Raw genomic sequence first — 20,076 nt, 5'->3', positions numbered from 1 at the left:
CGCCGATGCGGCCCGACATGCCCCACGCCCCCTACGCTGGAGGCCTGGGAGCGTCGGCGTGCGCCGCGCGTGAGGGAGACGACGTGAGCGTGCTGCGCGACTACGCCGCCGCGGTGTCTCAGCCGACCCTGTCGTTCGGCGCGGAGCTCGGCGCCGCCGAGACCCCCCGCTACGACGAGGTCGTCGGCGTCGACGGAGCCTTCCGCCCCGGCTGGAAGACGCTCGCGTCGCACGCGCTCGCCCTCACCGCCGACGACCTCGAGCGGGTCGACGGCGAGATCGTCCGCTTTCTCGCCGACGACGGCGTCTCCTACGTGCGCCCCGACGCCGGCGCCCAGCCGTGGCAGCTCGACCCGATGCCGCTCGTTCTCGACCCCGCCGGATGGGCACCCCTCGAGATCGGTCTCGCCCAGCGCGCCGAGCTTCTGAACGCCGTCCTCATCGACCTCTACGGTGAGCGCAGGCTGCTGCGCGAAGGCATCGTCCCCGCTCCCCTCGTCTTCGGCCACAGCGGATACCTCCGCCCGCTCGCCCGCTCGAGCGCCGCCGACCCGCATCCGCTTCTGCTGTCGGCCGTCGATCTCGGTCGCGACGCCGCGGGCGAGTGGCACGCGCTTGCCGACCGGGTGCAGGCGCCGTCCGGTCTCGGCTTCGCCGCCGAGAACCGCCGCGTCATCTCGCAGGTGCTGCCCGACCTCTTCCAGGAGAGCAGCCTGCACCACCTCGACCCCTATTACGCCGCCCTCCGCGCCGCGCTGCTGTCGTCGGTGGCCGAGACGGTCGACGACCCGCGCGTCGTCATCCTCACCCCCGGCACCCTGAGCGAGACGGCGTTCGACCAGGCCTTCCTCGCGAACGCGCTCGGTCTGCCGCTCGTGCAGGGCAGCGACCTCGTCACCCGCGACGGCTACGTGTGGATGAAGCCCGCCGGGTGGCCCGCGCGCCGGCCCACCGACCGCATCGACGTCATCATCCGCCGTGTGGATGCCGATTGGTGCGACCCTCTCGAGCTCCGCGGCAAGTCGCGCCTCGGCGTCGCGGGTCTCACCGAGGTCGTCCGGCGGGGAAACGTCCGGCTCGTCAACGGTCTCGGGGCGGGAGTGCTCGAGAACCCGGCGCTCTTCCCGTACCTCGCCGACGCGTGCGAACTGCTGCTCGGCGAGCAGCTGCGGCTGCCGTCCGTTCCGACGTGGTGGTGCGGCGACCCGGCATCCCGCGATCTCGTGCTCGCGCGCCTCGCGGACCGCGACCCCGGCCTCATCGTGCGGACGATCGACGAACCGCGGAAGACCGTGTCGGGCCTCGACCCGACAGACCTCGCCGCCCGCATCGGGGCCGAACCGCACCGGTTCGTCGGGCAGAACCTGCTGCCGCTGTCGCAGACGCCCGTCTGGGACCCGGCCGGCGGACGCACGTCGAGCCGCGCCGCCGCGCAGCCGCTGACCCTCCGGGCGTTCACGCTGCGCTACGGCTCGGCCTACCGGCCGCTCGTCGGGGGGCTCGCGACCGTGCGGGAGAGCCCCGAGGCGCCCCCGCGTACGAAGGACGTGTGGGTGCTGAAGGCGGCCCCCACCGATCCCGACCAGAACCTGGTCGAGATCGCCCCCGTGCCGGCGGGCGCCGTGGTGCGGCGGATCCCCCTCCTGTCGCCTCGTGCGCACGAGGACATGTTCTGGACCGGTCGGTACGCCGAGCGGACGGAAGACCTCCTGCGCCTGCTGCTGACCGCCGAAGCGGAGCTCGACCAACCCGGCGCGTACGCGGCGGGGGTCATCGCCGAGACCCCGCGGGTGCTGCTCGACGCGCTGGGGCGGCTCGCGGGCATGCGGTCGCTCGACCCGGGCGCGGAATTCCGTTCGCTGCTGCTCGACGCCGGACGCCCGGGGTCGGCCGCCCACTCCATCGCCCGCCTGCGCGACGCGATGGAGGGTGTGCGCGACCAGCTCTCCGGCGACACGTGGCGCGTGTTCGCGAACATCGACCGCGCGACGCGTTCGCTCCGCAGCTCCGCGCACCCGCACCGCACGTCCGAGTCGGCCGGACGGATGCTCGCCGCGATGCTGTCGCTCTACGGCGTCACGGCGAACATGATCCGCGACACCGGATGGCACATGATCGAGGCGGGCCGCTACCTCGAGCGCGGCCTGCAGCTGTGCGCACTGCTGTCGGCGGCGCTCGCCGACCGGCACGAGGGCCGCGCCGACCGTGCCGTGCTCGAAGCGGTGCTCCTGGCATCCGAGAGCGTCGTCACGTACCGTCGCCGTTCGCGCGGGACGGTGCGCGCGGCCGACGTGCTCGACCTGCTGCTGCTCGACCCCACGAACCCCCGGTCGCTGCGCTTCGCGCTCGGCGAGCTCCGCACGCACCTCGCCGCGATGCCCGCCTCGACCGGATCGACGCGCGCGGAACGCCTGCTCGACCACCTCGAGACCGAGCTCGATGCGGTCGATGTGACCTCGCTCGCCACCGTCACGAAGGGACGGCGCGACGTGCTCGTCGGGGCACTCGACGAGGTCAAGACGCAGCTCGAGCAGCTCTCCGACGCGGTGCGTCACCTGCACTTCGAGAGCGGGCCGCCCGCGGTGCCGCTCTCCGAGCTGTCACTCATCGAGGTCATGGAGTCGCGCGGATGAGCGCCGACGAGAACCTCCCGCAGGGCGCGGGGATGCCGGAACCCGCCACCCGCCGCTATCGCGTGTGGCACCGCACCGCCTACAGCTATGCGAAGCCCGTGCAAGACAGCGTCGGCCAGTTCCACCTCGTGCCGCGAACGCTCCCGTGGCAGCGCGTCGAGGCATCCGACGTCACCGTCGACCCCTCGCCCGGCGACCTCGCCCCCGACCGCGACTACTTCGGCAACGCGTCGACCTTCTTCCACGTCACCGACCCGCACGACGAGCTGACGATCACCTCGTCGAGCGATGTGACGGTGGCCGCCCCCGCCTACGACGACGAGGCGCTCGCCCAGCCGTGGGAGCGCGCGCGGCCGCTCGCCCACCCCGAGATCCCAGGCGCGTGGGCGGCGACGGAGTACGCGCTCGAGTCGCCGCGCGTCGCGCACGTGGCCGATGCGACGGCGTACGGCGCCGAGTCGCTCACCCCGGGCCGGCCCCTCGGCGAGGCGGTCACCGACCTGATGGAGCGGATCTTCCGCGACTTCGACTACGACAAGACCGCGACGACTGTGACCAGCACCGTCGCCGACGCGATGCGCAAGCGTGCGGGTGTCTGCCAGGATTTCGCGCACGTCGCGCTCGCGTGCCTGCGCGGCAACGGCGTCGCCGCTCGCTACGTGTCGGGGTACCTCGCGACGCAGCCGCCGCCCGGCAAGGAGCGCGTCTTCGGCGCCGATGCGTCGCACGCGTGGCTCGCGGTGTGGGTGCCGGGCACGGGGTCGGACGACGACCCGAGCGGGGCCCAGTGGCTCGCGATCGACCCGACCAACAACCAGTGGGCGAACGACCGCTACATCACGGTCGCGTGGGGCCGCGACTACGGCGACGTCTCGCCCGTCAAGGGCATCATCTTCACGAAGGCGAAGAAGTCGACGCTGCGCGTTTCGGTCGACGTCGCGCCGCTCTGAGATCCGCGTCGTGGCGCGCCTCGGAGCGCTCGATCGTGGGCGCCGCGTGCTCTGACCGAAGCAGAACATGCGGCGGACGCGGGTAAGCATCGGGCGCATTCCCGGGCGGCGCTGTTAGTGTCGGGCCGTGTCCTCCACCCCGACCACGCGCTCCGCCCGCGCCGCGCGTCGCCGTCGCGTTCAGCGTCGGCGGCGGCTCGTCGCGGCCGTGCTCGCCGTGATCATCGTCGCGGCACTCGCCGTCGGGATCGCGGGCTTCGTCCGCTCGCTCGGGGAGCGACCGGACCCGAGCGTCGACACCTCGAAGGCCGCGGGAGCGGCCTCCTCCCTCGCCGGCGGCGAGAGCGCGGCGCCCTCCGACGCGAGCCGCGACGCGAGCGCTGACACACCCGCCGGCGCCCCGGCGCCAGGCGTAGACACCGCCCCCGCGGTCGATGCCGCGCTGGCGGTCCTCGCCGACTACTCCGACGCCGCGCGCCCCACCGAAGACGCCCTCTACGCAGCGATCGAGACGCTCCGCGCCGCATCCACCCCCGACGAGGTGTCGGCTGCGCAGACGCAGGTCGACCAGGCATCCGCAGCGGTGAAAACGGATGCCGAGGCCTATCGCGCTCAGCTCGCGCAGGATGCCGAGGGCACGAGCACCCAGCCGACGGGCGGCGACGTCGCCGCGCAGATGGCCTACCTGCACACCTACGTCTTCGACTACAACACCGCCGAGTGGGGCGACTACAACAGCTACGGCGGAGACTGCACGAACTTCGCGAGCCAGGGCCTCATCGCGCGCGGCTGGCAGAACGACCGCACCTGGTACTCGAAGGGCGCCATGTGGACGGCGTCGAAGCCGTGGATCGCGACGGCTGCGATGGCCGCCTACTTCGACCAACTCGGGTTCTCGTACTCGACCCAGGACGATCTCGACCGCGTGCGGGTCGGCGACATCGGCCTGTTCAACTGGGGCGAGACCGGCGCGAGCATGGACCACACGATGACGGTGTCGAAGGTCGAGTACGTGCCGGGCGGTCCGCCGGTGGTGTCGTTCATCAGCCACAACTACGACGGCGAGTTCCGCGAGCTCACCCACGCCCTCTCCGTCGAGCACACCGACTCTACAGTGCGGATCTACCACATCCCCTGAGCGCGCCGTCGCTCATCCCCCGGGCGTTGCGCGAGCGGCGCAGCCTCCCGTCGGACACCCCCGCGCACGCGAAAGGGGCCGGATGCCTCGGCATCCGACCCCTCCCTCGAACAACGCGTCCGGTCAGCCCCCCGCGACGATGTCGGGGGTGGCCTCGATGGCACCGGCGGGCCCGACACCGATCGCGACCTTCTCGCCGCGCGGGCCGTGCTCGAACGTGAACGCGCCGTTTTCCGCGTCGACCTTCACGTGATCACCGGCATTGAGTTCGCCGTGCAGGATCCGCTCCGACAGCTGGTCCTCGACCTCGCGCTGCATGGCGCGGCGCAGGGGCCGGGCGCCGAGGGTCGGGTCGAACCCGATCTCGATGAGGCGGTCCTTCGCGGCATCCGACAGCTCCACCGTCATGTCGCGGTCGAGCAGACGCTCCGAGAGGCGCTTGGTGAACAGGCCCACGATCTGGCGGAGCTCGTCCTTGTTCAACTGCGGGAAGACGATGACGTCGTCGACGCGGTTGAGGAACTCGGGCTTGAAGTGACGCTTCAGCTCCTCGTCGACCTTGCCCTTCATCCGCTCGTAGGTCGTCTGCGCATTGCCCTCGACCTGGAACCCGACCGGGCCGCCGGCGATCGCCGACGATCCGAGGTTGGTCGTCATGATGATGACGGTGTTCTTGAAGTCGACGACGCGGCCCTGACCGTCGGTCAGGCGACCCTCTTCGAGGATCTGCAGCAGCGAGTTGAAGATGTCGGGGTGAGCCTTCTCGATCTCGTCGAAGAGGACGACCGAGAAGGGCTTGCGGCGCACCTTCTCGGTGAGCTGGCCGCCCTCTTCGAATCCGACGAATCCGGGAGGGGCACCGAACAGACGCGAGACGGTGTGCTTCTCACCGAACTCCGACATGTCGAGCGAGATCAGCGCACCCTCGTCGTCGAAGAGGAACTCGGCGAGCGCCTTGGCGAGCTCGGTCTTTCCGACGCCGGTGGGGCCGGCGAAGATGAACGAGCCCGACGGGCGCTTCGGGTCCTTGAGGCCCGCACGCTGACGGCGGATCGTGCGGCTGAGGGCCGCGATGGCCTCCTCCTGCCCGATGACGCGCTGGTGCAGCGCCTTCTCCATGAAGACGAGGCGGCTCGTCTCCTCTTCGGTGAGCTTGAAGACGGGGATGCCGGTGGCCTGCGCGAGCACCTCGGCGATCAGACCCTCGTCGACGACCGCGTGGCTCGCGACGTCGCCCGAACGCCACTGCTTCTCGAGGCGGAGGCGCTCGGCGAGGAGCGACTTCTCCTCGTCGCGGAGAGAGGCGGCCTTCTCGAAGTCCTGCTCCTCGGAGGCGAGCTCCTTGTCCTCGCGGACCTTCGCGATCTTCTCGTCGAACTCGCGCAGCTCCGGCGGCGAGGACAGGATCGACAGGCGCAGGCGCGCGCCGGCCTCGTCGATCAGGTCGATCGCTTTGTCGGGCAGGAACCGGTCGGAGATGTAGCGGTCGGCGAGGTTCGCCGCCGCGACGATCGCGCCGTCGGTGATCTGGACCTTGTGGTGCGCCTCGTAGCGGTCGCGCAACCCCTTCAGGATGTTGATCGCGTGGGGCAGCGACGGCTCGGCGACCTGGATCGGCTGGAAGCGGCGCTCCAGCGCGGCATCCTTCTCGAAGTGCTTGCGGTACTCGTCGAGGGTCGTCGCACCGATCGTCTGCAGCTCGCCACGGGCGAGGAGCGGCTTCAGGATGGATGCCGCGTCGATCGCGCCTTCGGCGGCGCCCGCACCGACGAGCGTGTGGATCTCGTCGATGAAGACGATGATGTCGCCGCGCGTACGGATCTCCTTCGTGACCTTCTTCAGGCGCTCTTCGAAGTCTCCGCGGTAGCGGGACCCGGCGATGAGCGAACCGAGGTCGAGCGAGTAGACCTGCTTGTCCTTCAGCGTCTCAGGCACGTTGTTCTTGACGATCGCCTGCGCAAGGCCCTCGACGACGGCGGTCTTGCCGACGCCGGGCTCGCCGATGAGGACGGGGTTGTTCTTCGAGCGGCGCGACAGGATCTGCATGACGCGCTCGATCTCCTTCTCGCGCCCGATGACGGGGTCGAGCTTGTTGTCGCGCGCGGCCTGCGTGAGGTTGCGGCCGAACTGGTCGAGCACCGCCGAGCCGCCCTGGGCGGACGCAGACTGCTGCTCGCCGGCGCCGGTCGCGACACCCGCGGGCTCCTTGCCCTGGTAGCCCGAGAGCAGCTGGATGACCTGCTGACGCACCTTGTTGAGGTCGGCGCCGAGCTTGACGAGCACCTGCGCCGCGACGCCCTCGCCCTCGCGGATGAGGCCGAGCAGGATGTGCTCGGTGCCGATGTAGTTGTGGCCGAGCTGCAGCGCCTCGCGCAGAGACAGCTCGAGCACCTTCTTCGCGCGCGGCGTGAAGGGGATGTGGCCGGTCGGCTGCTGCTGGCCCTGGCCGATGATGTCCTGGACCTGCTCGCGGACGGCATCCAGGGAGATCCCGAGCGACTCGAGCGCCTTGGCGGCCACACCCTCACCCTCGTGGATCAGGCCGAGCAGGATGTGCTCGGTGCCGATGTAGTTGTGGTTGAGCATCTTCGCCTCTTCTTGGGCGAGGACGACGACGCGACGGGCACGGTCGGTGAATCTCTCGAACATGTCAGGCTCCTCCGGGTGCCGAGTCTTCTGGCACCTACGTAGAGGCTAACGACCCACGGATGCCGGTATGCCCGTGTTCGCTGGGGGCGCACCCGCGGGACTGCCGGGCCTCCCTCCGCGGGGCCGCCCGGAATCACGACTCCCTCCTTGACACCGCACGCCCGGCATCCATATCGTTTATCAATACCAACGATTATCGATATGGAGGATGCTGTGACCACGACCATCCCATCCCGCACTCTGTCCCGCGCCGACACCGCTGCGATGTGGCTGTTCATCGTCGTCGGCATCGGCGTCTTCGTCGTCTCCGTCGTCGCCGCCGTGACGCGCATCGCATCGGCGTTCGGATCGGCGCCTGTCCACGTGCCGGCGTGGTTCGCGGGCACGCGAGCCGACGCGCCCATCGGGCCGGACGGCGCTGCCGTGAGCGTCGAACTCGACCGGGCGATCCTCACGACCGATGCCCTCTCGGCCGCCGGGAAGGGCGCGCTCGTGCTCGAACAGGTCGTCGCGGTCGCGGCGATCGGCTCGCTGATCGGATGCCTCATCGCACTCACCGTCTCGACGATGCGCGGGCGGGTGTTCAGCCGACGCAACACGGTGCTGGTCACGACCGCCGGCATCGCGCTGTTCCTCTGGATCTTCGGCGTCCCCTTCTTCGGCAACATGGTCGCCAACGACGCGTTCCGCGCGATCTCGGCCGGCACATTCGACAACGCCATCGCGACGGTCGACGTCACGGGCTTGTTCCTCGCCGCCTTCGTCATCGCGATCTCCTCGACGGTGTTCACCGTCGGCGAGCGCCTGCAACGCGAGGCCGAAGGCCTCGTGTGAGTCCGGCGGACGACGACGAGGCCACCGGCATCCACTGCCGGCTCGACGAACTGCTCGCCGCGCGCGGGATGACGCTCGCGCGGCTGTCGGAGATGGTCGGGGTGTCGGTCGTCAACCTCTCGATCCTGAAGAACGACCGCGCTCGCGCGATCCGCTACTCGACGCTCTCGGCGATCTGCCGCGCACTCGAGTGCGAGGTCGGCGACCTGCTGGTGCGCGCGGACTTGCGCGCGCGCTGACGGGCGCGGCGACCGCTCGCGCTCCCTGGCGGCGTTCCCGGTCGCCACACCATTCCCGGGCGCCGAAACGCGGGTGCGCGCGCCCCACACCCGCAAAGCGGCGCCCCGGAACCTCACGCCCCGACCACCGCACCGCGCTCCCGGGTCTCACCCCGACGCCCGAGCCAGCGCGGCGCGCACGCGCGCGATCAGCGCGCCCGGGGCAGCGAAGACGTCCCCCTTCGTGACGCGCAGCACGCACCATCCCGCCGCCTCGAGACGCTCGTAGCGCGCGATGTCCTTCGCCCACTGCACCGGATCGGTGAGGTGGTGCTCGCCCTCGTACTCCAGCGCGACGCGCGCCTCGGGAAAAGCGAGGTCGACCTGCGCGAGCCACACGCCGTCCTCGAAGACGTCGAAATTGACCTCGGGCGCCGGCAACCCGGCATCCTCCACGACGAGTCGCAGCCACGTCTCGGGTCGCGACCGCGCGCGCTCGCTCACGCGCGGCAGCGCGTCGCGCAGGCGTGCGATGCCGACGCGTCGCCCGGCATCCATCGCGGCGGCGAGCTGGTCGCGCGTCGCGAGCGCCGGCGCATCATCGTCGTGGAGCGGGACGCGGACGACCGCATCTGCGACGGCGACGAGATCGCGCAGGTCGCGCAGTTCCGCCCCCAACTGCGCCCACACGGATGCCGGAGATGCCACCGGCACACCGTGCACAGGGTGAAGCGCGACGTGCGCCGAACCTTCCCGGATCGCGTGCCCTCGGACGCCCGTGCCGACAGGAGTGCGGCGCGGGGAGAACACCCCGACGTCGACGTGAGCGCGGGCGCCCAGCCACGGCGGCAGCGGCAGTCCCCACAGCAGCGCGGCGGTCGCATGCATGAAGAACTGATGCTCCGTCATCCGGTGGGCATACGCGAGAGCTCGCTCCACCGGCATCCGGTCGCCCTGCGACGACGCGTGCGGCGTCACCCGCACGCCGGGAAATGGCCGGCCCAGGTCTCGCGCCCGCAACCGGGAGGCGGTGACGCCGAGCGAGCGCGCGTGCGCGACGGAGAACACGTCGCCCAATTCGGGAGGAAGGGATGCCCGGTGCATCGCCCCACCCTGACGCACGGAGCCGTGGAGCGCGGCTCGCGGCCCACCAACCCGGGATAAGTCGCCGAATCCCCCACCTGTGGAGGAGTCGATGGGCCGCGCCGCCACCGCCAGCCCGCGAACCCCCCAACGTTCCCCGGCGCCAAAGTGCGGGTACGCGCCCGCCCGACCCGCAGACCGGCGCCCCGGAACCGACGCCCCCCAACGCTCCCGGGCGCCAAAGTGCGGGTACGCGCCCGCCCGACCCGCAGACCGGCGCCCCGGAACCGAAACCGACGCCCCCGCCCGCTACCCGACGATCGCGACGCGCGCGCCGTCGACGTCGGCGCGGCCCTGCAGCACGAGCGTCGTGGGGCGGGCGACCGCGCCGGGCACCCACGCGAGCGTCGCGCGCGGCGCGAAGCCAGCGGTCGCCATGGGCGTCGAGGGCGGTCCGAAGGTGACGGTGACCTCGTCGTCGCCGGTGATCTCGGCATCCGCCACGACGAGCGGCGGGCGCGACGATCCCCACGTCAGCACCACGAACTGGCCCTCCGCCGACGTCCAGGCGGCGCTCGGCGCCCCGTCGGTCGGCGTACCCGGCGCGTCGGATGCCGCACCTGCCAGCGCCGGGAGCGGTGCCGAACCCCGGACCGCGCCCGTCACCGTGATCGCCACGTCCTGCGCGGGATCGACCCCCTCCGGCACGGCGACGAGCGTGAGCCTCGGCACGTAGTCGCGCGTCGCGGGGCCGCCCGGGTCGGCGAGGACGACCGACACCGCCTGACCCGTGGCGTCGACCGAGGACGCGTAGGGCACCGCACTCGAACTCCCCCGCGTGACGAGCGCGATCATGCGCCCGCCGTCGAGCCAGACGGCATCCACATCTCCTTCGCCGAGCGCCATGCTCAACTCCCCACGATCGGGACGGTCACCGCCGTCTGGAACTGCGCGTCGCCACCCGTCAACATCACGCTCGCGCCGTCGTCGTCGACGTCGAGCCCGGCGGTCGAGACGAGCAGCGCCCGCGGCGCCATGTCCATCGTGCACACCTGGTCGGCGGGCGGGGTCACGAACGTGACCGTGACGCTCTTCGGGTCGGATGCCTCGACCTTCTCGACCTGCGGGGCGCACGACGACGAGCCCCGGTGAGGACGGCGAACAGGTCGTCGTCGACCCATCCGGCGGTCGGCAGGTAGTCGGTCGCACCGTCGGTCGTGAGGCCCGCGACGCCGTCGAGCTCGGTCTCGCCTCGCCCGCCCTGGCCGCCCGTGACGACGATGTCGACGTCCTTCTCGGGGTCGATGCCCTCGGGCACCCCCACGAGCGTCACACGCGGTGCGTAGTCGGCGGTGCAGGGCCGGTCGGCGTCGCCGTCGTCGAGGGTGACGGCGAGGGTGCCGTCGGCCTGCACGGTGGTCTCCGAGGCCGTCGGCACGCACGACGACGAGCCCCACGTGACGAGGGCGATCTGGCGGCCGCCGTCGAGCCAGCCGGCCTCGACGTCGATCTCGCCGGCATCCGTCACCGTGGGCGACGGGCTCTCGGGCGACGCCGATCCGGGCGACGAGGCGCACCCGGCGAACAGCAGGGTTCCCGCACTGAGCAGGGCGAAGAGGGCGGTGGAGCGGCGAACGGTGGTCATGGTGGTCATCCGCGCGCGTCGATCGGGACGGATGCCGGTAGGCACGCCATCGTCGCAGGCATCCACTCTGTCAGTGTCGCGAGCTGCGCCATCGTCTCACCCGGACGAGGCAATCGTCTACTGCAGCGCCGAGGTGAGGCGCGCGATGTTGTCGAGGACGGTGGAGCGCAGCGGCTGCTGCATCCATTCCTCGAGGGTGAGCTCGCGGCTCGACTCGCGATATTCGTCCTCGACGGCGCGCAGCTGCGAGACGAACTCCTCGCCGCGCACGAGGAGGGTGATCTCCATGTTGAGACCGAAGCTGCGCATGTCCATGTTGCTCGAGCCGATGACGGCGATGTCCTCGTCGATCGACATCGACTTCGAGTGCAGGATGTACGGCTTCTTGTACATCCAGATCTTCACGCCCGAGCGCAGCAGCGCCTCGTAGTAGCTGCGTTGCGCGTGGTACACCATCGCCTGGTCGCCCTCTTCGGAGACGAAGAGCTCGACGTGCACGCCGCGCTGGCACGCGGTCTGGATCGCGAGGAGCAGCCCCTCGTCGGGCACGAAGTACGGCGAGACGATGATGATCTTCTCGCGCGCCGCGAACAGCAGCGTCATGAACAGCTTGAGGTTGTTCTGGAACTCGAACCCGGGGCCCGACGGGATCACCTGGCAGTCGAGGTTGCCGTCGCCGTCGTGCGTGGCGAAGAGGCCCATGCCCTCAACGATCTGGTCGGTCTCGCTGTACCAGTCGCTCAAGAACACGGCGTTCACCGACTGGACGACTGGCCCTTCGAGCCGCGCCATCATGTCGACCCAGTGGAGGCCCCGCTTGATGTTCTTCTTGAGGTTGTAGGTCGAGTCGGTGACGTTCTGCGACCCGGTGAAGGCGACGGTGCCGTCGACGACGAGGAGCTTGCGGTGGTTGCGGAGGTCGGGCCGCTGGTACTCGCCCTGGAACGGCTTCACCGGCAGCATGACGTGCCATTCGGCACCCATGTCGGTGAGGCGCCGACAGGTCTCCTTATAGAAGGGCTTGCCCTGGTTGGCCCAGTGGTCCAGCAGCACACGCACGGGGATGCCGCGGGCGGCGACCTCTTCCATCGCGGCGAAGAACGGCTCGGTCGTGGCGTCGGACTGCAGAATATAGAACTCGACGTGGACGTAGTCGGTGGCCGCGCGGATCGCGGCGGCCATCTCGTCGATGCTCTGCTGGTAGTCGGAGATCATGCGGGCGCTGTTCTGGCCCGACAGCGGCATGGCGCCGAGGTTGCGGTTGAGGCGCACGAGCTGCGAGAACCACGGCGGCGGGTTCGGGCGGAGAGTGCCCATGTCGAGGCCGCTGCTGGTCTTGCGGATGTAGTCGTTGAGCTGCGCCTGCTTCTTCCGGCGCTCGCGCGGCAGGCGCGGGCTTCCGATGAGCAGGAAGAGCAGCACGCCGATGAACGGAATGAAGTAGATCGCCAGGAGCCAGGCCATCGCCGCCGTGGGTCGACGGTTGCGCGGCACGATGATGACGGCCAGGACGCGCACGGTGATGTCGACGACGAGGACGACGATGACCCAGACGAGGGCCCATCCGGACTGATCCACGTAGACTCCCCCGCTGGTCGATTGCGTTCAGCGTACCGACAGCGGCCTCAGACGGTGCGCTGATCTCCCTCGGCGCGCGGCGTGGTCGGCGGCAGTCCGCGCTTGGCGCGCTCTTCGGCCTCGATCCGGGCGTAGGTGCGCCGCTCGGTGCGGTCCATGCGAAGGATCGAGCGGAGCACGTAGATGAACAGCCCGAGCACCACCACGGTCGGCAGCAGCGACCAGACGACGGCAGCCCAGTAGGAGTCCATCCCTCCATGGTACGGAAGTCGCGCAGCGAAGTTGTCCACAGGCGGCGACTTCTCGGATCTGTCCACGGATGCCGGTGTCCCGCTCCCACGCGCCCCCGCGCACGGGCACGCTCGTGCGCATGTCCGTCACCGTGAAAGCCGCCGATGCGGCGCAGTTCCTGTCCCTCGTCCCCCGCCTGCTCGGGTTCACCCCGACCCAGAGCGTCGTCCTCGTGCCGATGGCGCGCGGCCGGAGCCTCGGCGCAATGCGCGTCGATCTGCCGCCCGAATCCGCGCCGGGCCAGTCGCCCGACGACGTCGACGACGGTACCCCCGCCGAGATCGTCGACACCGTCGCGTCGAGCGCGATCGGCATGATCTGCCGCATCGACGACGCCGACGCCGTCCTCGTCGTCGTGTACACCGACGCGCCGTTCGCGGGCGGTCCCGACCGCGCGATCGCAGGAGCGCACGTCGTCGGGGCGCTGATGCGGCAGGCGGATGCCTGCGGCCTGCGCGTCGTCGATGCGCTCACCGTCGCCGGCGACGGCTGGGGGTCGCACCTCGAGCACACGGTGCCGGCGGGAGGGCATCCCCTCGATCTCCTCCGGGTGCGCGGCACGGCGGCGACCGCGCTCGCGGATGCCGGCCTCGATGGCTCACCGCCGGGAGATCAGGTGTCGGGGGCCGCGCTCCCGCGGGTGCCGAAAGCGGCGCGGAAGGCCGTCGCCGAGGCGCTGCGCTCGCTCGCCGCGTCGCTCGAGGTGATCTGCGGCATCCCTTCGACCTCGCGCACAGCGCCGCGCATCGATCCGGCCGCGCTCGAGGCGGCCTGCGCACTCGACGACCTGCCGAGCACGTTCGAGGAGGCGCTCGGGTGGAATGTGCCGGCGGCGCCGATGCGCGCCGCGATGCTCGCGTGGTGCCTCGCCCGGCCCTCGCTGCGCGACATCGCGCTCGTGCAGTGGGCGACCGACATCGAGGGGGGCGACATCGCGATGGAGGCACAGCGCCTGTGGGAGGACGGCGCGGAGTACCCGGCGGATCTCGCCTCGGTCATGTGGGGCGAAGGGCCCAGGCCCGACGCTCTACGCCTGGAGGCGGCTCTGGACCTCGCGCGCGAGGTCGCCGCGCTCGCTCCGCGCACGCACAAGCCGGGGCCGCTCGCCGTGTGCGCGTGGCTCTCGTGGGCGCTCGGCCGCTCGACGCACGCCGACCGCTACGCGACGATGGCCCTGTCGTTCGACGACGAGCACGGCCTCGCCGAGATCGTGCGCTCGTTCGTCCACGCCGGCCACCTGCCCGACTGGGCCTTCCGCCTGCGCTGACCCGCAGCGCTACTTGACGAGGGGGAAGAGGATCGTCTCGCGGATGCCGAGGCCCGTGATCGCCATGAGCAGCCGGTCGATTCCCATGCCCATGCCGCCGGTCGGGGGCATGCCGTGCTCGAGCGCGCGGAGGAACTCCTCGTCGACGCGCATCGCCTCGTCATCCCCGCGCGCGGCGAGCTTCGCCTGCTCGACGAAGCGCTCGCGCTGGATGACCGGGTCGACGAGCTCGGAGTACCCGGTCGCGAGCTCGAACCCGCGGACGTAGAGGTCCCACTTCTCGACGACACCCGGAATCGAGCGGTGCTCGCGCACGAGCGGCGACGTGTCGAGGGGGAAGTCCATGACGAACGTCGGGCGCTCGAGGCCGCCCTTGACGAAGTGCTCCCACAGCTCCTCGACGTACTTGCCGTGGGTCGCGACCTTCTCGGGCACCTCGACGCCGACCTCGGCGGCGAGCGCCTGCAGGTCGGCGAGCGACGTCGCGGGGGTGATGGTGCGCCCGGATGCCTCGGACAGCGAGTCGTACATCGAGATGCGGTCCCAGTCGCCGCCGAGGTCGAACTCGGTGCCGTCGGCCCACGTGACGGTGGTGGAGCCCGAGACGGCGATCGCGGCCTTCTGGATCAGCTCCTGCGTGAGGTCGGCGATGCCGTTGTAGTCGCTGTACGCCTGGTACGCCTCGAGCATCGCGAACTCGGGGCTGTGGGTCGAGTCGGCGCCTTCGTTGCGGAAGTTGCGGTTGATCTCGAACACGCGGTCGATGCCGCCGACGACGGCGCGCTTGAGGAACAGCTCCGGCGCGATGCGCAGGTACAGGTCGGCGTCGAAGGCGTTCGACTGCGTGACGAACGGACGTGCGGCGGCGCCGCCGTGCTGCACCTGCAGCATGGGGGTCTCGACCTCGATGAAGTCGTGCGCGGCGAAGGTCTGCCGCAGCGACGCGTTGACCTTCGCGCGCGCGATCACCGTCTCACGGGCCTGGTCGCGGACGATGAGGTCGAGGAAGCGCGACCGCACGCGACCTTCTTCGGAGAGCTCGGTGTGCAGGTTCGGCAGGGGCAGGAGCGCCTTCGACGCGATCGCCCAGTCCGACACCATGATCGACAGCTCGCCGCGGCGGCTGGAGATCACCGGTCCGGTGACCGAGACGTGGTCGCCGAGGTCGACGAGCTCCTTCCACGCCTGCAGCGACTCCTCGCCCACCTCCGCGAGGGACACCATCGCCTGGATGCGCGAGCCGTCGCCCGACTGCAGGGCGGCGAAGCACAGCTTGCCCGTGTTGCGGCTGAAGACGACGCGCCCGGCGACGGAGACGACCACGCCGGTCTCCTCCCCCGCTTCGAGCGCCGCGAACCGGTCGCGGACGGCCGGGATCGTGTCCGAGACGGGCACGGCGACCGGGTATGCGCCGCCCGCGGCATCCGCCCGCTCCGCGAGCAGCCGCTCGCGCTTTCCGAGCCGCACGGCCTTCTGCTCGTGGACGTCATCGTCGTGGACGTCGTCGATGTCGGCGGCGGGCGCGGTGGCAGGCGCGTCGGTCATGGTGGGAGGCTCCTCGGAAAGTCGCCTTCGATTCTACCGAGGCGGCTTCGCCCCGCGGCCCCGGTCGGCGCGGTGCGCAACGGCAAGGCCCGGCGGGCGACACGCCGTCATCCCGGCGTCGTCGCACGGCGCGTCGGGCAGGAAGCCGTGCAGTTGGGTACGGGCCCCGAGCACCGCACCCCTCAGAGCGCGTCGGGCTCGGCATCCTCTGCGCTTTGCAGCGCGCGGTCGAGGGTCGAGTGGACGAGCATCGACAGGTACCGCCCCGGCTCGTCCACGCCGACGTCGGCGAGCAGCGCCGCCGATTGCCGGATGAGGGATGCCGAGAACTCCGTCGCCGTCGCGATCGCCTCGCCGTACGCGGCGCGGTCGGCCTCGGCGACGACGACGGGCTCGCAGCCGAGCTCGACGGCGAGCGCCTGCGCGATGGGGAGGACGGCGGCCGGGGCCGTCACGGCGGCATACGCGTCCTGCAGCTGGCGCAGGTCGATCGAGGTGCCCGTGAACGCGATGGCCGGGTGCACGGCGAGCGGAATGGCCCCGCGGGATGCCGCGGGCGCGAGCACCTCGACGCCGAACGCCGGGTCGGTGTGCAGCACGAGCTGACCGATCTGCCACGCCCCGAGGTCGGCGAGCCCCGCGACGACGCCCGCGAGCTCCGCATGCGGCAGGGCGAGGACGACGAGCTCGCTCCGTCGGACGATCTCGTCGGCGGCGAGCACGGGGATGCCGGGCAGAATCGCCTCGACGCGGTCGGGGTCGGAGCCCGCCGTGATGCCCGTGAGGGCGTGTCCGGCCCCCGCGAGCGCCGCGCCGATGACCGGGCCGACGTGACCCGCGCCGATGATCCCCACACCGAGTCTGCTCGCCTGGGTCATCGCGCCTCCTCTGTCACGATCACGGGGGCGTCCCCGCCGGGAGCGTCCGCGCCCCACCGGTGCGAACGGTCGCCCGCCGCCGCGGCGACCGCGGCGTGGGCGATGGCGTCCCAGGCATCCAGCGCGTCGCGGCGATCGATGACGCCCAACGCGCCCGACACCGGTCCGAGGATCGTGTGACCCGTGAGGTTCGCGAGATCGCACGCCCGGTCGATCGGCCCCTGGCTGATGCGCACCGACTGCAGACGCGCGAGCGGCAGGACGACGAGAGCGCGCCGCAGCACGCCGTGACGCAGGAGCAGCGCCTCGGGCAGGAGGCGGAGCCCGTTGCGACGCCATGAGAGCGGGCGCAGCCATCGACCGCGGCGGGGCGTCGTCGTGAAGGGGTCGCCCTCTCGGCGCGACGAGCCGGTCATGCCGGTCTCGTAGAGGTCATGCGCCTGCGCGTCGGTGAGCCCCGGCAGCAGCAGCCGCAGCACACGGTCGACGTCGTCGCGGGTGCCGACGGGCAGCACCTCCGACATCTCGAGCGACTGCGTGTCGGTGGCCGACCGTCCCGACAGCCGGTTGATGCGGATGGCCCACCAGCCGAACCGCCGCCACAGGATCGGCTGGCGCACCTCGATCGCGTGGACGCGACCGGGCGGCAGCACCTCGGTGACGGTCGTGAACAGCCCGAACGTGATCCGCACCCCGCCCCGCGTGGGGGCGATCGAGTAGCGCAACGCCTTCGTGATCGACCGGAACCAGTACGCCCCGAAGCCGAGGATCGTCGGGATGATCGTGAACAGGACCCACGGCGTCCCGACGACCGCGCCGACGACGACCGCGGCGATCAGGAGAATCAGCCACACGGTCGTCCCCGACAGCAGGTGCGAGGTGATGAGGCGCCCGGTCGGGATGTGGACGACGGATTCCGGCTCGTCGGCATCGCCGTCGACGCCCTCGATGAGCCCCGTGATGCCGGCGGATACGGCGTCGACGGTCGCACGCGAGAGCGGGACGCCGTGGGCCTCGGCATCCTGCAGCTCGGTCAGCTGACGACCCGACGCGAGGCGGAGGATGTCGGCGCGCACCGCCTCGGCGTTGGTGGTCGAGAGGTACTCGAGCTTGACGTTCGCGTCGAGGCCCGCCCCCACGACCTCGAGCTTGGCCGCTCCGAGGAGCCGCGCGATCATCGGCCGGGTGAGGTTGACGCCCTGCACGCGGTCGAGCGGCGCGCGGCGGTGGGTGCGGAAGAGCACGCCGCTGCGCACCTCGACCGCGTCACCGGTGATGCGGAAGGTGTGGAAGCGCCACGACACCCAGAAGAGCGCGAAGATCACGAGCAGGATGCCGAGGACCCCGAGCAGCGCGATGAGCCACAGGTCGTGCTCCCACACGTAGTCGACGGGGTCGCCGTCGGCCTGCTCCCACTCGGACATGCCGGGAACGAACCAGGCGATGAGGCGGTCACGGAGGTTCGTTATGACGATGCCGAGCACGACGAGCAGGAAGAGTCCGCCGCGGAGCACCGGAGTCAGCGGGTGCAGGCGATGCCATTGCCCGTCACTGAGGGGCGACCGCACGGGGGCGACCGCGGTCGGCGGGGTCGGGTGCGCGTCGGTGCCGGTCGCCGGCGGCGTGGACGGGATGCCGGACGGCGGCGGCGTGGACGGGATGCCGGACGAGGGGATGCCGGGCGGGGGCGGCGTCGAGGGGGGCGGTTCGCTGGTCACAGGCCGGTCCGGCGGGTCTCGGCGACGGCGATGAGGGTGTCGCGCAGGCGCTCCGCCGCATCCTGCGTGAGCCCCGGGATCGTCACGCCCGTCGCGGCGGCGGCGGTCACGAGCTTGAGCTGCGCGATGCCGAAGAGCCGGTCGAGGGGGCCGTGGGTGATGTCCACGAGCTGCATGCGCCCATACGGGACGGCGACCATCCGCTGCCAGAGGATGCCGCGGCGGAAGACGAGATCGTCGGCGCGCAGCTGATATCCGTACGCGCGCGCCTGGCGCGGCAGGATGATGAGGGTCCACAGGGTGATCGCGAGCACGATGCCGGCGGGGATCCACACCCAGACCTGGCCCCACCAGACGCCGACGACCAGCGCGATCGCGAGGACGAGGGCGAGGAACGCCCCCGTCGAGATGACCTGGACGGTCACGTACTTGCGCGAGATCTGGTGCCACACGCCGTCGCCGAGAGGCAGGCGGTTGTCGCCGCGCGGTTCGAGGACGTGGTCGTACGTGCCGGCGTCGAGCGCGGGGTCCTCGACGGGTGCGGGCACGGTCGGCGCCGCAGGAGAGGCGGCGACGGGTTCAGTCGTGGTGGGAGAGTCCGAAGCCGGGCTCAGGGGGTCCGGGCTGTTCGTCATCATCGTCCTTCCGGATGGTGCAGAGGTGCTCGGCGACGAGAGCCGCGGCCAGCAGCACGAGGGCCGCGATGAGCGTCGCGACGACCGCGACCACCGAGTCTACGGGGGCGACGGGGCGGGTGAGCAGGAAGGTGAGCAGGCCCGCCGCGACCCCGGCGACCGCCGCGCCGACGATGCTGGATGCCTTCGCGAGCATGACGACGCGCACCGCGCGGAACGGATCGACCGGGTTTGGGTCGGCGCCCGTGATCGCGCGGCGGATCGGGATCGCGAACAGGATGTCGGCGGCCCCGAGCAGGATGAGGAGCACCGGCAGAAGGAGCGAGGGGGTGAACGTCGACCGTCCGGCTCCCGTCAGGAGCTGATCGACCCCGAACCCCACGATCGCGCCGACCACGAAGGCGGCGACGAGCACCCCGACTCCCGTGCGCTTCACGCGTGGTCCTCCGGCGCGGCGGGAGGGGCGGATGCCGGCGACGCGCGCACCTGCGCGAGGAGCTCGTCGACGCGCCCCGCGCCGGGGAGCACGGCATCCGGGTCGACGACGAGCCAAGGGCCGAGGACGAAGTCTCGCTCGGCCGCGCGCGGGTGCGGCAGCGTGAGCGCCGGGTCGGTGCTGTGCACATCGCCGTACGCGATGAGGTCGAGGTCGAGGGTGCGGTCGCCCCAGCGCGCGCGACGCTCGCGGCCGTGCTTCTGCTCGATCGCGTGGAGGTAGCCGAGGAGCACGCTCGGCGCGAGGCGGGTCGTGAGGAGCGCGACAGTGTTGAGGTAGGCGGGAGCGGAGGCATCCGGGCCCTGCGGGGTCACCGCGACCGACTCGATCGGCGCCGCCGCGCGGACCTCCGTCGTCAGCGGCAGGCGCCCGAGGTCGCGGAGGGCCTCGTCGATCGTCGCCGCGCGGTCGCCGAGATTCGCGCCGATCGCGACGACGGCGACCGTGTCGGCATGCTCGTGCGGCGGGTCGTCGCTCGAAAAGCCCTGGGCGAGACGGCGGTTCACGGTTCGGTCCGG

The 20,076-nt window shown here is 71.4% G+C and carries 19 protein-coding genes; 6 read left to right on the top strand and 13 right to left on the bottom strand.

Features of this window, described 5'->3' with window-relative positions; translation table 11 throughout:
* The first annotated feature begins 83 nt into the window (after positions 1-83).
* The 3 genes from AC3ENQ_RS09105 to AC3ENQ_RS09095 all read left to right on the top strand — a co-directional run bounded on the left by AC3ENQ_RS09105 (position 84) and on the right by AC3ENQ_RS09095 (position 4,721).
* Positions 84-2,633 (top strand): circularly permuted type 2 ATP-grasp protein, encoded by a 2,550-nt coding sequence (locus tag AC3ENQ_RS09105; protein ID WP_431803828.1) that lies wholly within the window; start codon positions 84-86, stop codon positions 2,631-2,633.
* Positions 2,630-3,583, top strand: coding sequence for a transglutaminase family protein (locus AC3ENQ_RS09100; RefSeq protein WP_431803826.1), 954 nt, complete (start codon positions 2,630-2,632; stop codon positions 3,581-3,583). The genes AC3ENQ_RS09105 and AC3ENQ_RS09100 overlap by 4 nt, the downstream gene beginning before the upstream one ends.
* Positions 3,584-3,710: 127 nt before the next feature.
* Positions 3,711-4,721 carry an amidase domain-containing protein gene (locus AC3ENQ_RS09095; RefSeq protein WP_431803824.1) on the top strand — a complete coding sequence of 337 codons (1,011 nt, stop codon included), beginning with the start codon at positions 3,711-3,713 and terminating at the stop codon, positions 4,719-4,721.
* 123 nt (positions 4,722-4,844) lie between these two features.
* Here the strand turns inward: AC3ENQ_RS09095 and AC3ENQ_RS09090 are convergent, their stop codons facing one another.
* Positions 4,845-7,370 carry an ATP-dependent Clp protease ATP-binding subunit gene (locus AC3ENQ_RS09090; RefSeq protein WP_431803822.1) on the bottom strand — a complete coding sequence of 842 codons (2,526 nt, stop codon included), beginning with the start codon at positions 7,368-7,370 and terminating at the stop codon, positions 4,845-4,847.
* Between the two features lie 213 nt (positions 7,371-7,583).
* On the opposite strand from AC3ENQ_RS09090, the gene AC3ENQ_RS09085 reads away from it, so the two are divergent.
* Positions 7,584-8,204 carry a hypothetical protein gene (locus AC3ENQ_RS09085; RefSeq protein ID WP_431803820.1) on the top strand — a complete coding sequence of 207 codons (621 nt, stop codon included), beginning with the start codon at positions 7,584-7,586 and terminating at the stop codon, positions 8,202-8,204.
* On the top strand, positions 8,201-8,443 hold the full coding sequence (locus tag AC3ENQ_RS09080; protein ID WP_431803818.1) for a helix-turn-helix domain-containing protein: 243 nt from the start codon (positions 8,201-8,203) through the stop codon (positions 8,441-8,443). Before AC3ENQ_RS09085 ends, AC3ENQ_RS09080 begins: the two co-directional genes overlap by 4 nt.
* Before the next feature lie 147 nt (positions 8,444-8,590).
* On the opposite strand, the gene AC3ENQ_RS09075 is transcribed toward AC3ENQ_RS09080, so the two are convergent.
* From AC3ENQ_RS09075 to AC3ENQ_RS09050, 6 genes are all read right to left on the bottom strand, one after another.
* Complete coding sequence (locus AC3ENQ_RS09075; RefSeq protein WP_431803817.1) at positions 8,591-9,526, bottom strand: endonuclease domain-containing protein; 936 nt, start codon at positions 9,524-9,526, stop codon at positions 8,591-8,593.
* 288 nt (positions 9,527-9,814) lie between these two features.
* Positions 9,815-10,411, bottom strand: coding sequence for a hypothetical protein (locus tag AC3ENQ_RS09070; RefSeq protein WP_431803815.1), 597 nt, complete (start codon positions 10,409-10,411; stop codon positions 9,815-9,817).
* A 2-nt stretch (positions 10,412-10,413) separates the two neighbouring features.
* Positions 10,414-10,578, bottom strand: coding sequence for a hypothetical protein (locus AC3ENQ_RS09065; RefSeq protein ID WP_431803813.1), 165 nt, complete (start codon positions 10,576-10,578; stop codon positions 10,414-10,416).
* The gene (locus AC3ENQ_RS09060) at positions 10,575-11,150 is read right to left on the bottom strand and encodes a hypothetical protein (protein ID WP_431803811.1); all 576 of its coding nucleotides are present in this window, start codon (positions 11,148-11,150) and stop codon (positions 10,575-10,577) included. Before AC3ENQ_RS09060 ends, AC3ENQ_RS09065 begins: the two co-directional genes overlap by 4 nt.
* A 117-nt stretch (positions 11,151-11,267) precedes the next feature.
* Positions 11,268-12,728, bottom strand: a complete 1,461-nt coding sequence (gene cls / locus AC3ENQ_RS09055) for a cardiolipin synthase (protein WP_431803809.1) — start codon at positions 12,726-12,728, stop codon at positions 11,268-11,270.
* A 47-nt stretch (positions 12,729-12,775) separates the two neighbouring features.
* A complete protein-coding gene (locus AC3ENQ_RS09050; RefSeq protein ID WP_431803807.1) occupies positions 12,776-12,979 on the bottom strand; it encodes a hypothetical protein in 204 nt (67 codons plus the stop codon).
* A gap of 119 nt (positions 12,980-13,098) precedes the next feature.
* On the opposite strand from AC3ENQ_RS09050, the gene AC3ENQ_RS09045 reads away from it, so the two are divergent.
* A complete protein-coding gene (locus AC3ENQ_RS09045; protein ID WP_431803805.1) occupies positions 13,099-14,286 on the top strand; it encodes a DUF4192 family protein in 1,188 nt (395 codons plus the stop codon).
* A 9-nt stretch (positions 14,287-14,295) separates the two neighbouring features.
* On the opposite strand, the gene lysS is transcribed toward AC3ENQ_RS09045, so the two are convergent.
* The 6 genes from lysS to folK form a co-directional block, all read right to left on the bottom strand.
* Positions 14,296-15,831, bottom strand: coding sequence for a lysine--tRNA ligase (gene lysS, locus AC3ENQ_RS09040; protein WP_431803803.1), 1,536 nt, complete (start codon positions 15,829-15,831; stop codon positions 14,296-14,298).
* A gap of 182 nt (positions 15,832-16,013) precedes the next feature.
* Positions 16,014-16,709: a DUF2520 domain-containing protein gene (locus AC3ENQ_RS09035; protein WP_431803801.1), complete on the bottom strand. Its 696-nt coding sequence runs from the start codon at positions 16,707-16,709 to the stop codon at positions 16,014-16,016.
* Positions 16,706-18,427: a PH domain-containing protein gene (locus tag AC3ENQ_RS09030; RefSeq protein ID WP_431803799.1), complete on the bottom strand. Its 1,722-nt coding sequence runs from the start codon at positions 18,425-18,427 to the stop codon at positions 16,706-16,708. The genes AC3ENQ_RS09035 and AC3ENQ_RS09030 overlap by 4 nt, the downstream gene beginning before the upstream one ends.
* Positions 18,424-19,062 (bottom strand): PH domain-containing protein, encoded by a 639-nt coding sequence (locus AC3ENQ_RS09025; protein WP_431803797.1) that lies wholly within the window; start codon positions 19,060-19,062, stop codon positions 18,424-18,426. Before AC3ENQ_RS09025 ends, AC3ENQ_RS09030 begins: the two co-directional genes overlap by 4 nt.
* Positions 19,007-19,498, bottom strand: a complete 492-nt coding sequence (locus AC3ENQ_RS09020) for a DUF3180 family protein (RefSeq protein WP_431803795.1) — start codon at positions 19,496-19,498, stop codon at positions 19,007-19,009. The genes AC3ENQ_RS09025 and AC3ENQ_RS09020 overlap by 56 nt, the downstream gene beginning before the upstream one ends.
* Positions 19,495-20,064 (bottom strand): 2-amino-4-hydroxy-6-hydroxymethyldihydropteridine diphosphokinase, encoded by a 570-nt coding sequence (gene folK, locus AC3ENQ_RS09015; RefSeq protein ID WP_431803793.1) that lies wholly within the window; start codon positions 20,062-20,064, stop codon positions 19,495-19,497. The genes AC3ENQ_RS09020 and folK overlap by 4 nt, the downstream gene beginning before the upstream one ends.
* Positions 20,065-20,076: the final 12 nt, after the last annotated feature.

It is taken from the genome of Microbacterium sp. bgisy203 (assembly GCF_057706945.1).
This window is presented reverse-complemented; position numbering and strand designations above follow the sequence as displayed.

Excerpts from the sequence above, each read along its gene's own strand:
- AC3ENQ_RS09060 (WP_431803811.1), bottom strand. The coding sequence starts at position 11,150 with ATGACCACCGTTCGCCGCTCCACCGCCCTCTTCGCCCTGCTCAGTGCG.
- AC3ENQ_RS09045 (WP_431803805.1), top strand. The coding sequence starts at position 13,099 with ATGTCCGTCACCGTGAAAGCCGCCGATGCGGCGCAGTTCCTGTCCCTC.
- AC3ENQ_RS09075 (WP_431803817.1), bottom strand. The coding sequence starts at position 9,526 with ATGCACCGGGCATCCCTTCCTCCCGAATTGGGCGACGTGTTCTCCGTC.
- AC3ENQ_RS09090 (WP_431803822.1), bottom strand. The coding sequence starts at position 7,370 with ATGTTCGAGAGATTCACCGACCGTGCCCGTCGCGTCGTCGTCCTCGCC.
- AC3ENQ_RS09070 (WP_431803815.1), bottom strand. The coding sequence starts at position 10,411 with ATGGCGCTCGGCGAAGGAGATGTGGATGCCGTCTGGCTCGACGGCGGG.
- AC3ENQ_RS09035 (WP_431803801.1), bottom strand. The coding sequence starts at position 16,709 with ATGACCCAGGCGAGCAGACTCGGTGTGGGGATCATCGGCGCGGGTCAC.
- lysS (WP_431803803.1), bottom strand. The coding sequence starts at position 15,831 with ATGACCGACGCGCCTGCCACCGCGCCCGCCGCCGACATCGACGACGTC.
- AC3ENQ_RS09050 (WP_431803807.1), bottom strand. The coding sequence starts at position 12,979 with ATGGACTCCTACTGGGCTGCCGTCGTCTGGTCGCTGCTGCCGACCGTG.
- AC3ENQ_RS09025 (WP_431803797.1), bottom strand. The coding sequence starts at position 19,062 with ATGACGAACAGCCCGGACCCCCTGAGCCCGGCTTCGGACTCTCCCACC.
- AC3ENQ_RS09100 (WP_431803826.1), top strand. The coding sequence starts at position 2,630 with ATGAGCGCCGACGAGAACCTCCCGCAGGGCGCGGGGATGCCGGAACCC.